The following is a 14208-nucleotide window of genomic DNA, read 5'->3' as shown; positions in this document are numbered from 1 at the left end:
TGAAAAATGGGGGTACCCAAATCCCCCTTAATCCCCCTTTTTCAAAGGGGGAAATTAGTTACTCACTTTTATTCAAAGGGGGAAAGCAGTTACCCCACTTTAGAAAAGGGGGGCAGGGGGATTTGAAAGGCTATTTCGAGTGAAGGCATGGAGGGAATGACTTGGCAATAGGTGGTGAAAAGAAGGTGCCGGTTAGTATAGAAGATGAGATGCGGTCTTCGTATCTTGACTATGCTATGAGCGTTATTGTTGGAAGGGCGCTTCCGGATGTAAGAGATGGCCTGAAACCTGTTCACAGGCGTGTCCTGTTTGCCATGCATGAGATGGGTGTTGCATGGAACAGGCCGTATAAAAAGTCAGCAAGGATCGTCGGTGATGTAATAGGTAAGTATCATCCGCATGGTGATGTTGCGGTATACGACACTGCTGTCAGGCTCGCACAGGACTTCTCGATGAGATACCCGCTGATTGATGGTCAGGGTAACTTTGGTTCTGTTGACGGCGACCCTCCTGCGGCAATGCGTTATACCGAGATCAGGATGGACAGGATCACCAGTGAGATGCTGGCTGATATAGATAAAGAGACCGTTGACTTCGCCCCCAATTATGATGGCTCCATGGAAGAGCCGGTAGTCCTTCCTGCAAAGGTCCCTAATCTCCTGATCAATGGTGCGTCAGGAATTGCCGTAGGTATGGCGACAAACATACCGCCGCATAATCTTGGTGAGATTGTAGACGGATTGATTATGTATATAGAAAATCCGGACATAACGGTGGATGAGCTGTCAGGGGTTATAAAAGGCCCTGATTTTCCAACGGCAGGTTTTATTCATGGCCTTACCGGCATCCGGGATGCATACAGGACCGGCAGGGGTATTGTTCAGATGAGGGCGAGGGCGCTTATCGAGACAAATCAAAGGACAGACAGGGAGAGTATCATTGTAACGGAGATCCCGTATCAGGTGAACAAGGCTAAGCTGATTGAAACCATTGCAGGTCTTGTGAGGGATAAGAGGATTGAGGGGATCTCTGAGGTGAGGGATGAGTCAGACCGCGAAGGAATGCGCATAGTAGTTGAAGTAAAGCGCGGGGAGCAGTCAGCTATTATCCTTAATCATTTATATAAACATACGCAGATGCAGAGCAGTTTCGGTATCATCATGCTGGCCCTCGTAAATAATCAGCCCAGGGTGCTGAATCTGAAAGAGATGCTCCGTTATTTTGTAGAACACCGAAGAGAGGTGGTTGTCCGGCGGAGCCAGTTTGAGCTGCGTAAGGCAGAGGCAAGGGCACATATATTAGAGGGACTCAAGATTGCGCTGGATAATCTTGATGAGATAATAAGTCTGATAAAAAGATCAAGGACGCCTGATGAGGCAAAGGGAGCCCTGATCGAGCGCTTTACCCTTTCGGTTATACAGGCCCAGGCAATTCTCGATATGAGGCTGCAGAGACTGACAGGTCTCGAGCGCGAAAAACTTGAAGAAGAATACAGACAGCTTATTGAGCTGATAGCATATCTGAATTCAGTGCTTGCAAGTGAAGCCCTCGTGATGAAGATTATAACAGATGAGCTTAAACAAATAAGAGAGGCCTATTCAGACCCGCGGAGGACTGAGATTGTCCCCGAGACAAGAGAGATTGATATAGAAGACCTTATAGTGGAAGAGGATATGGTTATTACGATATCCAACACAGGCTATATCAAGAGAAATCCGGTTACTATTTACAGAAGCCAGAAGAGGGGCGGTAAGGGTAAGATAGGGATGGAGACAAAGGAAGAGGATTTTGTTGAACACCTCTTTGTGGCATCCACCCATGACCACCTATTCTTTTTTACTGACAGCGGAAAGGTCTATAGTATTAAGGTACACCAGCTGCCCGAGGCCGGGAGGCATGCTAAGGGCAAGGCCATAGTAAATCTCCTTCAGCTCAACAAGGATGAACGCGTTACTGCTGTGCTTCCTGTAAAGGTCTTCAGTGAGAATGAATATATTGTAATGGCGACTATCAAGGGTGTGATAAAAAAGACCCCTATTAATGCTTACAGCAATATCAGGGTTGGGGGCATTATAGGAATACTGCTCGATGAAGGTGATAAATTAGGGTCTGTCAGGATTACAACAGGCAATCAGGAGATCCTGCTCAGCACTCATAATGGTATGTCAATCCGCTTCAATGAGGAAGATGTAAGGACAATAGGCAGGGTTGGCAGGGGTGTGAAGGGGATTAATCTTGATGAAGATGATTTTGTCGTGGGTATGGAGATAGTTCAGGACAATTCTTCTATCCTGACGGTAACTGAACGGGGCTATGGGAAAAGGACAAACCTGTCGGAATACAGGATGCAGAGCCGCGGAGGCAAAGGTATCCTGACGATCAAGGTCACCCAGAAAAATGGCAAGGCCATGTCAGCCATTCAGGTAACTGAAGATGATGAGATTATGATACTTACTTCAGCGGGTATGATAATCAGGATGAAGACTAAAGATATATCTATTATTGGCCGTAATACTCAGGGTGTAAAACTCATCAATATAGAAGATACTGATAAAGTTGTTGGTGTAGTAAAATTAGCAGAGAGGGAAGATGAAGAGGTTGTCTAATATACGCTATCTGTTTATTTTTTTTGTTGCTTTAACTGTGTCCTCCTGTGCACTGTCTACTCGCAGGCAGCCCTATGCAGCCGGGTATGTGGAAAGGGGTATAGCGTCCTGGTATGGTGAGGATTTCCATGGAAAACCGACGTCAAGCGGTGAGATATACAACATGTATGACCTGACAGCGGCTCACAAACTTATGCCCCTTGGTACAGTCGCAAAGATCACTAATTTGGAAAATAACCAGTCAGTAGTTGTAAAGATAAATGACAGGGGTCCTTTTGTTGAAGGCCGCATTATTGATCTGTCATACTCAGCTGCAAAGGAAATTGGCATGGCGGAGAAGGGATTGTCCAGGGTTGAGATAAAGGTTATGAAGTGGGGAGAGAATTTGACAGACTTTACGGTACAGGTGGGGTCTTTTGAAGTGGAAGAGAATGCACAGAGATTAAAGGATAAACTGAATCTTAAATATAAAGATGTATATGTAACACCATATGAATCTAAAGATAAACAATATTACAGGGTAAGGGTTGGTGCTACAAAGGATATCCGGGAGGCGGAACTCCTGGCTGAAAAGCTTTCAGGGGAAGGTTTCAAATTGTTTATTACAAGGAAAGATTAAGGGGGATGAAGGCTCTATGATAAGGTTCACTGTAAAAGAAGGCCAGGTCTTAAGGGAACGTGTGGATGCAGTACTTGTTGGTATATATGAAGATGCGGGGGAAATGAGTCCGCTTGCTGCGGAGGTGAACAGGCTGCTGGGCGGCGCAGTTGATAAGTTATTGAGCCGTAAGTCTTTTACCGGCAAACTCGAGCAGACAGAGGTACTGGAGGCAAGGGAGACGTCGGCTGCAGGTTACTTTATCTTGTGCGGACTGGGTAAAGTTGAAAATACCGGGTTGGAACAGATACGGAAGGCTATGGGCCGTGCAGTCCTGCGAGCCAGGGAGATGGGATTAAAGAAGATTGGTGTATCTACAAATTCGTTCATCTGCGAAACTGAACATATTGGTGCAGAGGATGCGGCGACGGCCATGTCTGAGGCGGCGAACCTTGCACTCTACAGATTTACTAAATACAAGGTTAAGGAAAATGGCAATTCAAAAAATATAGAAGAGATACGTTTTGTTGATGAAGGGAAAGAGACGGTGGCCGATGTTAAGACAGGCGTAGAAAAGGGTCGGATCATCTCGGATTCGGTTAATCTTGCACGCGACCTTATTAACCATCCTGCCAATGATATGACCCCGACGATACTTGCGGAGTCGGCAAAGAAAATGGCGAAAGAGGCCCGGGTAAAGTATACAGCACTTTCGAGGCCTCAAATAGAAAAACTTGGCATGGGGGCATTCCTTGGCGTATCTCAGGGAAGTCAGGAACCGCCAAGGTTCATTATCCTCGAATATAATGGCGGTAAAAAGGGGGAGAAGCCTATTGTTGTTGTAGGAAAGTCCATTACTTTTGACAGCGGTGGAATTTCTATTAAACCGAGCGAAGGAATGGGTAAGATGAAATATGATATGTCAGGGGGCGCGGCGACGATTGGTGTATTAAGGGCCGCATCCATGCTCAGGCTGCCGCTGAATGTAGTAGGGCTGCTCCCTGCGACGGAAAATATGCCGAGCGGATCTGCCATACGACCGGGTGATATACTCCGCTCCATGAGCGGGAGAACCATAGAGATAATCAGCACAGATGCTGAGGGAAGGCTTGTGTTAAGTGATGCCCTCTTCTACGCCACCAGGTATAAGCCAAGGTGGATAATAGATATTGCGACGCTGACAGGCGCCTGTGGAGTTGCGCTGGGCAGTCATGCAATAGGAATGCTTGGAAATGACAAGGATTTAAAGGATCGGACTAAAACAGCCGGTGAGAAGGTTTGGGAACGGGTCTGGGAGATGCCTTTATGGGATGACTATGCTGAGCAGATAAAGAGTCCTGTGGCAGATATGAAAAACTCCGGTGGAAGGGAAGGCGGGGTTATAACGGCTGCAATCTTTCTAAGTAAATTTGTTGAGGACTATCCCTGGGTACACCTTGACATTGCCAGCACAGAATGGATTGACAAGGACAGGGCATATGTTCCCGCAGGACCAACAGCAATCGGAGTAAGGTTGATACTGCAGATGTTAATAGATGCCTGTTAAGGTTTCAGTTTTTGGGGGAGTTGTTGATAAGATAAAGAATAGTGCCCCGCCGAAGCGGGGCACTTAATTCTACGGATTTACACTTTAGTGACGTTCTTTGCCTGAGCGCCTTTTGGACCGGATGTAACTTCAAACTCTACTTCCTGACCTTCGCTCAAGCTTTTGAAGCCTTCTTCAGTTATGGCTGAAAAATGTACAAAGACATCTTCGCCATTTTCTTGTTCAATGAAACCGTAGCCTTTTTTATCATTGAACCATTTTACACGACCTCTTGGCATTGCTTCTGACCTCCTTTTCTACAGAAATAAAAAAAACCGCAGAGGCCACTAAAACCCCTGCGGTTACCGATGGCCGACCTACTATAACTTCAAAACTACCACTTCTTATGCTTTAAAACGTTAACAATCTAACATAATAAAATATTATCGTCAAGAGGAAAAAATCCTTTAAAAAAGCTTTATGACCCGGACTCTCCCAGATATGCCTCCCTTACCTTTTTGTTTGATATAAGCGCCCTTGCATCATCGGAAAGTATAACTGTTCCTGTTTCTATAACATATCCCCTGTTCGCCAGCATGAGGGCTGCCCTCGCATTCTGTTCAACGAGGAGGATGGTAACACCCTCTCCATTAATTTTACGTATTATCTCAAAGATCTTTGAGACTACCATAGGCGCTAATCCCAGTGAAGGTTCGTCAAGAAGAAGAAGCACTGGGTTTGACATGAGTGCCCGCCCTATTGCAAGCATCTGCTGTTCCCCTCCGCTCAGTGTCCCCCCATACTGACTTCTGCGTTCAGAGAGTATCGGGAAATGACTGTAGACCATATCAATACGTCCTTTTAATTCTTTCTTATCCCTGCACAAAAAGCCCCCCATCTCCAAATTCTCAAGGACTGTAAAACGCGGGAAAATCCTCCTCCCCTCAGGGACGTGAGAAATCCCAAGCTCCACAATTTTGTGAGGCATCAGGTTTGATATGTATTTATTTTCGAATGAAATGCGTCCCCTGGAAATCTTATTAATTCCTGATATGGACATCAGTGTGGTAGTCTTGCCTGCGCCGTTTGCACCGATTATTGTAACGATCTCTCCTTTATTGACATCCAGGGAGATCCCTTTGAGTACCTCAATCAGTTCATATGAGGCGTGAACGTTTTCCAGACGCAGCATCAGTTATAGCCTTCCTCTTTCCCCAGATATGCCTCTATCACAGCCGGGTCCTTTTGTATATCAGCCGGGCAACCTTCTGCTATCTTCACCCCATAGTCAAGGACGGCAACACGGTCGGAAATACCCATAACGACCTTCATGTCATGTTCAATAAGGAGTATTGTGATCCCCATGTCACGTATCAGCCTTATGATTTCCATGAGTTGTCTGGACTCACTCGGGTTCAATCCTGCAGCAGGTTCATCAAGCAGAAGAAGTGATGGGTCACTGCCAAGGGCCCGGGCAATCTCAAGCCTCCGCCTGTCTCCATATGAGAGATTCCTCGCCCAGCTCCCGGTTTGATCACCGATGCCAACGAATTCGAGCAGTCTTATAGCCTTTGATGAAAGCCGGCGCTCTTCCTCAACAGTGTTTCGGGTCCGAAATATAGCGCCGGCGATACTTCCCTTAGTCCTGCAGAATCCGCCTACCATTACATTTTCCAGCGCTGACATCTCAGCAAAGAGCCGCAGGTTCTGAAACGTCCTGGCTATCCCGTGTCTTGTGATCTGGTGGGGCTTCAGTCTGCTGATTTTTTCCCCTTTAAACCATATTTCACCCTCGTCAGGAGACACAAGGCCGGTGATACAGTTAAAAAAAGTTGTCTTGCCAGCTCCGTTAGGGCCGATCAGGCTTATGATCTCGCCGGGAACTATATCCAGCACCACCCCATCCAATGCCTTAAGACCGCCAAAATATTTTGAAACACCTTTTGCCTCGAGGAGTGGTTTCATGTCAATGTATTGTATTAAAGTTTGACAACTTCGTAAATAGCCTTGTGACCATTACGCTCTCTGGTCTGCTTGACAGCAAATAGTGATCCTGCTACGGTAATTTTTATTATGAGGATGTTAATTGTGGAAGATGAAAGGAAGGTCTCTAATTTTCTTCGTCAGGCCCTCGAAGAAGAACAGTATGCGGTAGACCAGGCATTTGACGGCGAGAATGGCCTGGATCTCGCCGGGACCTATAACTACGACCTGATTATTCTGGATCTGATGCTCCCTAAGATGGGCGGGCTGAATGTCATCAGGGACCTCCGGAAAAAAAGGTGTCAGATACCTATACTTGTGCTTACGGCAAGGGATGCAGTCAGGGATAAGGTCATGGCCCTTGATTATGGTGGGGATGACTATCTGACAAAGCCCTTCTCCATTGAGGAGTTTCTGGCTCGCGTAAGGGCACTGCTCAGACGCCCCCCCCCGGAGCATGCAGAGGTTATCAGTGTCGCAGACCTGATGTTAAATCCGGTAAAACATGAGGTTTACCGCGGGTCCAGGAGGATAGATCTGACAAACAAGGAGTATGCCCTCCTCGAGTATTTCATGCGGAATCCAAACCGGGTACTTACCCGCACTATGATATCCGAACATGTCTGGAATATTGATTTCGATACAGAGACAAATGTCATTGATGTTTATATTACCTACCTGCGCAACAAGATTGACAAGGGAAAGCCGAATAAAATGATTCAGACGGTCCGTGGTGTCGGTTATATGTTGCGGGAGGATTTTAATGGCCATCCGGACCAAACTGGCCATATGGTTTAGCATTCTGGTAGTCGTTGTTCTGAGTATTCTTACCGGGATAAGATATACCGGATATAAACGTATCTTGCAGAGTCAGAAAGACTACTCCCTGAAGGTGGTTGCCGATGTCCTCGATTCCTCAATCCCAAGGAGGATTCCTGCAAAAGATGATGTCCAGTCAGCTGTAGAAAGAATGAATAAGGAGTATCCTGATATTGAGTTAAAGGGGATACTCATAGAGGTCTATGATCCCTCCAGGGCAATCATTTTCAGCTCGTCAATATCTGAGGCCGAGAGATTTCCTGTTACAGAAGAGATGTGGGGAAAAATATACCACAGGGAAATGAGTCTGACCACGCTTTCTATAATGGAAGGCCTCACCTCCATGCGTGTACTTACCAAGCCGATATTTAACAGGAACAAACTGGTCTACATTATACAGGTAGGAAGTTCCCTTCATGATATTCAAACAACCCTGGAAAACATATTGCTCCTGAATCTTCTCTTCATCCCGGCAACTACTATACTCCTTGGCGGAGGGGGATGGATACTTACGAAGCGGGCGCTGAAACCGCTGGATACCGTGATCAGGGCATCGCATACAATAAGTTCCGGTGATCTGCAGCATAGAATAGAAGTATCAGATAAGACCAGCCGGGAGATACGAGACCTTACGGCCGCCTTTAATCAAATGATCATAAGGCTCGAAACATCTTTCCGGCAGATCCGGGATTTCAGTGAAAATGTCTCTCATGAGCTCAGAATCCCGCTTTCAATTCTGAGGGGGCAGACTGAGCTCAGTCTGAGGAGATTGCGAAGTGGTGGCGAGTACAAAGAGACACTCGAAAGCAATCTCGAAGAGATCCTCCGGATGGAAATGATTGTTGAAAGGCTTTTGTTCCTTTCAAAGGCAGACCGGGGGGAGATTGAGCTCAAAAAAGTTGAGCTTGATGTCGAGGACCTGCTGAGATATGTCTATAATAAACTCCGAATCCCTGCCCGGGAGAAGAATGTTCATATGACATTAGATACAAACGGCCCTGTCCTGATATTGGGAGACGACCTTTTCGTAAGGGAACTATTGCTGAACCTTGTACAGAATGCCATTGTTTATACTCCAGCAGGAGGAGATGTGGCGCTATCGCTCTGCAAAAGAGATACCGTGGCTTTAGTTTCTTTTGCCGATACCGGATGCGGCATTCCTGAAGATGAGGTTCCATACATTTTTGACCGGTTCTATCAGGTTGATAAGTCACGCTCAAACCAGGGACATGGACTTGGGCTTAGCCTCTGCAAGTGGATAGTCGAGGCCCACCAGGGTAAATTGTCGGTAGAAAGCACGGTTGGCAAGGGGAGCAGGTTCACCGTGACATTTCCTCTAAAAGATTAAAATCTTCTAATTTCCTATTAATATTCCTTTAATCTTTTTAGTGTAGTCTTTATAAATTGTGAAGGCAGGCACTTATGAAACAGTCTTCAACGAGAAATAAAAGAGAAAGGGGGTGATTAATATATGAAACGCATATTACAGGGTATGATTATGGCGGTTGCTGTCCTCTCCTTTGTAAGTCTGAGCATTGCGGCAGAGGTCAAGGGTACTGTGGAGAAGATTGATGAGAAGGGTTCATTTTACTTCATAAAAGACGCTAAGGGTAAGGAACATAAGGTCCACTTTGACGCTTCTACAAAAATGACCGGAGATGTGAAGGTTGGCGCTGCTGTCGAGGTGAATGAAACTAAAGGACATGCCAAATCCATTAAGGTAGAAGAGAAAAATGAAGTAAAGAAGGATGAGAAGATGGATAAGAAATAGCGGTTAGCTTCAATCCGCATCCAACAGAAGTGGGCATGGCAGCTTCAGAAAGGATGATTATGTGGCGCAGGATTTTAATGGCGATGTTAATGACTGGAGTGTTGACCATGTCTACGGCTGGGTGCGGGGTGCCGAAGTCTGAGCATGAAAAGATCGTAAGGGAGCTGGAGAAGGCGAATCAGGAAAAGACAACACTCTCTGATCAGCTCAATCAGTTAAAAGTTGAAAATGAATCTCTTAATCAAAAGTTTACACAGTCAGAGAAAGAGATTACAATCCTTCAGAAGGAAAAGGAAGGACTTCAGGCGAGACTGGCTCCCAAAAAGTCGCCTGTTCTATCAAAGCCTAAAAAAAGCAGGTAAATGCTTAAGGTCACTATTTTACAGTAAGAGAGTCTCCCTCATCAATTCCTCTCCTCTCAGAGAGAGGGGTTGGTGAGGACTGTTGTTTCCTTCACCACCTTCAGTCTTTTTCCTTCATCAATCAGGTACTTGAACCAAACGGTGTTGCCCCGTTTCAGGCCTGAAAATGGTTCATTTTCATTGCTTTTATCCTTGTCCAGTCTTACAGTAAGCCGTCTGACGCCTGAGCCGCAAAGATAATACTCGACCTTTCCTTTTGATATCAGCGCTTCGCTTACAACCCTGTAGGAGTTGGTACCGCAGATGTCGCCGATGGAGAGGGTGTCATTTCTGATAATGAGATAGGAGAACTTGAGTGAGTCTTTTTTTAAGCCAGTCAACTTGTCTATTTCCCGTATGGTCGCCGGTGGTTCCCAGGGTATGTCTTCATGGCACCAGTCTTTAGGATTGGTGAGGGCAGCGCACGGATCGCTCAAAAGGCATGGGGAGTAGACATGAAGACCTTCTCTGATAAGGCCGTCTCTGACTTCCAGCAGTTCCCGTGACGTTTCCCTGAGGGCAGGCTCGATGATGATGCAGCTCCCGTTACTGGCAAGGTTCCTCCTTATCAGAGATATTAACAGGTTGATCCGAAAATTGATCCTCCCCCTATATGCAATCCTATCATGATCCGGAAGAAATATCTCGCTCAGTACATTGGATAGGATGATCATATCAAAAGGGCCCTCCGGAAGGGCCTTTGTCCTCCCGATCTCTGATCTTATGGCCAATAGACTGGCGTCTACCAGGGTTTGTTCCTTGAAAGTTCTGAATAACCTCTCAGCATCCCTCAGATTTTCTTCAACCGAGTCAACTGCTGTGAACTCAAGGGATGGTTTGTCTGCTTTAGAAGAGAAGAAGTCCATGACACCGAGGATAACTGTTCCGGGACCTGAACCGAGATCGAGGATTCGTAATGTGTTTTTCCGAAATATCCCTGACGGATGAAGGGACAGTTCCTTGAGGGGGATATGAACTTTATACATGTTTGCCGGGACGTAATAGAGGATATATGCATCCCGCAGGCCTTTATCCTCCAGATAGGGGAGCGGAAGTATTTCACGTTCTCTCGTAAGGAGATTCGAGAGCCTGGCCACATTTGCAGCAAGGGTATGGAGTTCTTTCTTATTCATTATTACGTTTAATCTGCTGTTTTACAATCCTTGACACACATTCTACAATAAAGTTAAACTACTTGAACATGGTGAACATCTTTTTTTTTAAAGCAGCCCTCGGTTTATATTTCCTTGGAATGGCATCATTTCTCTACTTTCTTTACAGCAGGAAGACAAGGCCGCCACGCTTATCTTTTGCCCTGACAGGCCTGGGCTTTCTTGTCCATACAATCGCACTTATAATTCGGACAGCAGAAGCAGCTTATATACCTATAACAAACCTGCATGAGGCTATGGCCTTCTTCTCATGGGCGCTTGTCCTTGCCTTTCTTCTAATAGAGTACAAGTACAGGATCTATGTCCTCGGCTCATTCGTTCTCCCTGTAACTTTTATATCACTTATCTCTTCTGCCACGCTTCCCATGAAGATAAAGATGCTCGATCCTCAGTTGCAGAGTGCCTGGCTTGGCATTCATACCATCCTCGCAATAATGGGCGCTGCGGCGTTTTCTGTGGCATTTCTTGCCGGTGTAATGTACCTTTTACAGGATTGGTTTCTTAAATCAAAGAGGTTTAATAACCTCTATTTTAAACTCCCTGCCCTTGATATGCTGGATAACCTTAATTATCGAGCCATATCCTTCGGTTTTCCTCTCCTTACCATCGGCATTATCACAGGCTCGATTTGGGCTGAATATGCCTGGGGTACCTACTGGAACTGGGACCCCAAACAGACATGGTCTTTGATAATATGGCTTTTTTATGCTGCGATGCTTCATGGAAGGATTACAGTTGGATGGCGCGGCAGAAAGGCGGCCTATCTGGCAATAATAGGGTTTGCCGGTGTGATCTTTACCTTTGCAGGGGTAAACTTTCTCCTTCAGGGGAGGCACGCCTTCTTATAAAGGGTGTGCATTAAATTGTTATGGACATCATATTAGTTGGACTTAGTCATAATACGGCCCCGGTTGAAGTCAGGGAGAAACTGTCATTTTCAGGTCAGATGCTGTCAGATGGGATCAAACGGCTCAGGGAATATGAAAATATCAGTGAATGTCTTATTCTTTCCACATGCAACCGTGTAGAGATTTATGCTATAGTTGACAAGTCTGAGATCGGTATCGCGCGGATCAAGGATTTTCTGCACTCATATCAGACGGCCCTGCCTCTGGAATCCATCTCACAACACCTCTATATTAATAAAAATGAGGCGGCCATAAAACACCTCTTCAGGGTTGCTTCAAGCCTTGATTCCATGGTAGTGGGGGAGCCGCAGATCCTTGGACAGGTAAAAGATGCCTTTGATACGGCGCTTCTTAACAAGACGACCGGTGCGATCATAAATAAGCTGTTTAAAAAGTCCATATCTGTGGCAAAACGGGTACGGACTGAGACTAAGATAGCTGAAAATGCAGTGTCTATAAGCTTTGCCGCAGTTGAGCTTGCCAAAAAGATATACAGTAGTTTAAGGGATAAGAGGGGGATGCTGGTCGGCGCAGGTGAGATGGGTGAGCTTGCAGCAAATTATCTTGTCAGCAGCGGCATCAGAGAGATAGTGGTCTCAACGAGAAACTATGACAGGGCGCTTACTCTTGCACAGACATATAAAGGCAGGGCTGTAAGGTTTGAATATTTTTTAGAGGAAATGAGCAAATCAGATGTTGTAATATGTTCAACAGGCGCCCCGGATTATGTTATCAGGGCTGAGCATATGCAGGATATTATTCATAAGAGGAAAAACAGTCCTATATTTCTTATAGATATATCCGTCCCGAGAAATATTGACCCGGCTATCAATAAGATTGATAATGTATTTCTATATGACATTGATGATCTGCAGGCGGTAGTTGAGGCAAATCGCAGGACGCGAAAAGATGAGGCAGATAAAGGGGAACAAATAATTGTGGAAGAGGTTAAGACCTTCACAAAGTGGTTTAAATCCCTTGAGGTTGTGCCTACCATCGTTGCCCTCAGAGATAAGGTTGAGGAGATACGGAAAAGGGAGATGGAAAGGGTCTCAGACAGACTTCGTACACTCACTCCGGAAGAGATAGCAGCTGTTGACGGTCTTACGAATATGATTGTTAGTAAGATACTGCATGGTCCGCTTGTAACACTTAAATCAGAAGCTGATTCGAGCAATGGCCTTTTGTATGCAGAGACGATAAAAAAGATATTTAACCTTGAGGTCAGGGTGGCTGAGGAGAACGGAGAGGATGACGGAGTATAAAAAGCAATGAGTGGAAAGCAATGAGCAATGAGAAATGATGGTGAATAAACGTTAGTGCGGGCTCGCAAAGGCGCATGAAAATAATCCCCCTTAATCCCCCTTTTTCAAAGGGGGAAATGAAGCCCCCCTTTTCAAAGGGGAAATCAGATTCCCCCCTTTAGAAAAGGGGGGTCAGGGGGGATTTGAAAGGTTGTTTTTGAATGAAAGAAATCAGGATAGGCAGCAGGGGAAGCAGACTTGCGGTATGGCAGGCAGAGCATATAAAAGCAAGGCTTGAGGCGCTGCATGCCGGAATAATAATTACAATACAAACGATAAAAACCACAGGAGATAAGATACTTGATGTCCCGCTTGCAAAGATTGGAGGCAAGGGTCTGTTTATTAAAGAAATCGAGGATGCCCTGTTTCGCAATGAGATAGACATTGCAGTTCACAGCATGAAGGATGTCCCTGCGATACTTCCTGAGGGGCTTTGTATTGGAGTTATCCCTGAACGTGAGGACCCGCGGGACGCCCTGTTGTCAAGGGATGAGAGTGGATTTTTACATCTTAAGAAGGGAGCCCGTATTGGTACAAGCAGTCTGAGAAGGATCTCACAGCTGCTTCATCAGAGGCCTGATATTATAATTCACCCGCTTCGAGGGAATATTGATACAAGGATAAAAAAGCTTGAGGCCGGAGAATTCGATGCAATTATCCTCGCTGCTGCAGGTATTCGCAGGATGGGATGGGCAGACAGGATTACGGAATATTTACCGGAAACGATCAGCCTGCCTGCGATTGGACAGGGAGCATTATGTATAGAGCACAGGGAAGCAGACAATAGAATTAAGGAAATCATAAGCCCGCTTGATCACCGGGAAACAAACATTTGCGTTCGGGCTGAGAGGGCCTTCCTGAAGCGTCTTGAGGGTGGATGCCAGGTTCCTATTGGTGCATATTCTATTATAAGTGGTAATGATACTATTATGATCGAAGGGTTCGTTGCCTCTGTTGATGGGCGGCGGATGGTAAGGGAGAAGATGTCAGGGACGACGGATAATCCCGAAGACGCCGGGACAGTCCTTGCAGAAAGCCTCCTGCTGCAGGGGGGTGAGGAAATCCTGCGGGAAGTGTATAGTTGACGTTGAAAAATCGGCGATAGAAGGATTATTGGGTGA

At 45.9% G+C, this 14208-nt stretch carries 14 protein-coding genes; 10 read left to right on the top strand and 4 right to left on the bottom strand.

Features of this window, described 5'->3' with window-relative positions; translation table 11 throughout:
• The first annotated feature begins 209 nt into the window (after positions 1-209).
• The 3 genes from gyrA to IT392_11095 are packed head-to-tail and all read left to right on the top strand — an operon-like array spanning position 210 to position 4750.
• Positions 210-2606, top strand: a complete 2397-nt coding sequence (gyrA, locus tag IT392_11105; protein MCC6545025.1) for a DNA gyrase subunit A — start codon at positions 210-212, stop codon at positions 2604-2606.
• Positions 2590-3225 carry a septal ring lytic transglycosylase RlpA family protein gene (locus IT392_11100; GenBank protein ID MCC6545024.1) on the top strand — a complete coding sequence of 212 codons (636 nt, stop codon included), beginning with the start codon at positions 2590-2592 and terminating at the stop codon, positions 3223-3225. Before gyrA ends, IT392_11100 begins: the two co-directional genes overlap by 17 nt.
• Positions 3226-3244: 19 nt before the next feature.
• Positions 3245-4750 (top strand): leucyl aminopeptidase, encoded by a 1506-nt coding sequence (locus IT392_11095; GenBank protein ID MCC6545023.1) that lies wholly within the window; start codon positions 3245-3247, stop codon positions 4748-4750.
• A gap of 77 nt (positions 4751-4827) precedes the next feature.
• Here the strand turns inward: IT392_11095 and IT392_11090 are convergent, their stop codons facing one another.
• From IT392_11090 to IT392_11080, 3 genes are all read right to left on the bottom strand, one after another.
• Complete coding sequence (locus tag IT392_11090; GenBank protein MCC6545022.1) at positions 4828-5028, bottom strand: cold-shock protein; 201 nt, start codon at positions 5026-5028, stop codon at positions 4828-4830.
• A 179-nt stretch (positions 5029-5207) separates the two neighbouring features.
• Positions 5208-5921 carry an ABC transporter ATP-binding protein gene (locus IT392_11085; GenBank protein ID MCC6545021.1) on the bottom strand — a complete coding sequence of 238 codons (714 nt, stop codon included), beginning with the start codon at positions 5919-5921 and terminating at the stop codon, positions 5208-5210.
• The gene (locus tag IT392_11080) at positions 5921-6694 is read right to left on the bottom strand and encodes an ABC transporter ATP-binding protein (GenBank protein MCC6545020.1); all 774 of its coding nucleotides are present in this window, start codon (positions 6692-6694) and stop codon (positions 5921-5923) included. Before IT392_11080 ends, IT392_11085 begins: the two co-directional genes overlap by 1 nt.
• Before the next feature lie 108 nt (positions 6695-6802).
• Here IT392_11080 and IT392_11075 point away from each other — a divergent pair, with 108 nt between their 5' ends.
• From IT392_11075 to IT392_11060, 4 genes are all read left to right on the top strand, one after another.
• Complete coding sequence (locus IT392_11075) at positions 6803-7510, top strand: response regulator transcription factor (protein ID MCC6545019.1); 708 nt, start codon at positions 6803-6805, stop codon at positions 7508-7510.
• The gene (locus IT392_11070) at positions 7476-8879 is read left to right on the top strand and encodes a HAMP domain-containing protein (protein MCC6545018.1); all 1404 of its coding nucleotides are present in this window, start codon (positions 7476-7478) and stop codon (positions 8877-8879) included. The genes IT392_11075 and IT392_11070 overlap by 35 nt, the downstream gene beginning before the upstream one ends.
• A gap of 123 nt (positions 8880-9002) precedes the next feature.
• Complete coding sequence (locus tag IT392_11065) at positions 9003-9302, top strand: hypothetical protein (protein ID MCC6545017.1); 300 nt, start codon at positions 9003-9005, stop codon at positions 9300-9302.
• Positions 9303-9337: 35 nt separating this feature from the next.
• Positions 9338-9664 (top strand): hypothetical protein, encoded by a 327-nt coding sequence (locus IT392_11060; protein MCC6545016.1) that lies wholly within the window; start codon positions 9338-9340, stop codon positions 9662-9664.
• A 56-nt stretch (positions 9665-9720) separates the two neighbouring features.
• Here the strand turns inward: IT392_11060 and IT392_11055 are convergent, their stop codons facing one another.
• The gene (locus tag IT392_11055; protein ID MCC6545015.1) at positions 9721-10836 is read right to left on the bottom strand and encodes a hypothetical protein; all 1116 of its coding nucleotides are present in this window, start codon (positions 10834-10836) and stop codon (positions 9721-9723) included.
• A gap of 71 nt (positions 10837-10907) precedes the next feature.
• Here IT392_11055 and ccsB point away from each other — a divergent pair, with 71 nt between their 5' ends.
• From ccsB to hemC, 3 genes are all read left to right on the top strand, one after another.
• Entirely contained in the window at positions 10908-11723 is an 816-nt protein-coding gene (gene ccsB / locus IT392_11050; GenBank protein ID MCC6545014.1) for a c-type cytochrome biogenesis protein CcsB, read from the top strand.
• A gap of 20 nt (positions 11724-11743) precedes the next feature.
• Positions 11744-13048 carry a glutamyl-tRNA reductase gene (locus IT392_11045; protein ID MCC6545013.1) on the top strand — a complete coding sequence of 435 codons (1305 nt, stop codon included), beginning with the start codon at positions 11744-11746 and terminating at the stop codon, positions 13046-13048.
• 200 nt (positions 13049-13248) lie between these two features.
• On the top strand, positions 13249-14172 hold the full coding sequence (gene hemC / locus IT392_11040) for a hydroxymethylbilane synthase (protein ID MCC6545012.1): 924 nt from the start codon (positions 13249-13251) through the stop codon (positions 14170-14172).
• Positions 14173-14208 lie beyond the last annotated feature (36 nt).

This window comes from Nitrospirota bacterium (assembly GCA_020846775.1).
In the GTDB taxonomy this organism is placed as follows: domain Bacteria; phylum Nitrospirota; class 9FT-COMBO-42-15; order HDB-SIOI813; family HDB-SIOI813; genus RBG-16-43-11.
The sequence above is the reverse complement of the archived record's forward strand: the minus strand, read 5'-3'. Positions and strand labels throughout refer to the sequence as shown.

What these genes read in the sequence shown, in the direction of transcription:
- IT392_11070 (MCC6545018.1), top strand. Translation starts at nt 7,476, where the DNA reads ATGGCCATCCGGACCAAACTGGCCATATGGTTTAGCATTCTGGTAGTC.
- IT392_11090 (MCC6545022.1), bottom strand. Translation starts at nt 5,028, where the DNA reads ATGCCAAGAGGTCGTGTAAAATGGTTCAATGATAAAAAAGGCTACGGT.
- IT392_11060 (MCC6545016.1), top strand. Translation starts at nt 9,338, where the DNA reads ATGGCAGCTTCAGAAAGGATGATTATGTGGCGCAGGATTTTAATGGCG.
- IT392_11100 (MCC6545024.1), top strand. Translation starts at nt 2,590, where the DNA reads ATGAAGAGGTTGTCTAATATACGCTATCTGTTTATTTTTTTTGTTGCT.
- IT392_11045 (MCC6545013.1), top strand. Translation starts at nt 11,744, where the DNA reads ATGGACATCATATTAGTTGGACTTAGTCATAATACGGCCCCGGTTGAA.
- IT392_11085 (MCC6545021.1), bottom strand. Translation starts at nt 5,921, where the DNA reads ATGCTGCGTCTGGAAAACGTTCACGCCTCATATGAACTGATTGAGGTA.
- IT392_11065 (MCC6545017.1), top strand. Translation starts at nt 9,003, where the DNA reads ATGAAACGCATATTACAGGGTATGATTATGGCGGTTGCTGTCCTCTCC.
- IT392_11055 (MCC6545015.1), bottom strand. Translation starts at nt 10,836, where the DNA reads ATGAATAAGAAAGAACTCCATACCCTTGCTGCAAATGTGGCCAGGCTC.
- gyrA (MCC6545025.1), top strand. Translation starts at nt 210, where the DNA reads ATGCGGTCTTCGTATCTTGACTATGCTATGAGCGTTATTGTTGGAAGG.
- IT392_11080 (MCC6545020.1), bottom strand. Translation starts at nt 6,694, where the DNA reads ATGAAACCACTCCTCGAGGCAAAAGGTGTTTCAAAATATTTTGGCGGT.
- hemC (MCC6545012.1), top strand. Translation starts at nt 13,249, where the DNA reads ATGAAAGAAATCAGGATAGGCAGCAGGGGAAGCAGACTTGCGGTATGG.
- IT392_11075 (MCC6545019.1), top strand. Translation starts at nt 6,803, where the DNA reads ATGAGGATGTTAATTGTGGAAGATGAAAGGAAGGTCTCTAATTTTCTT.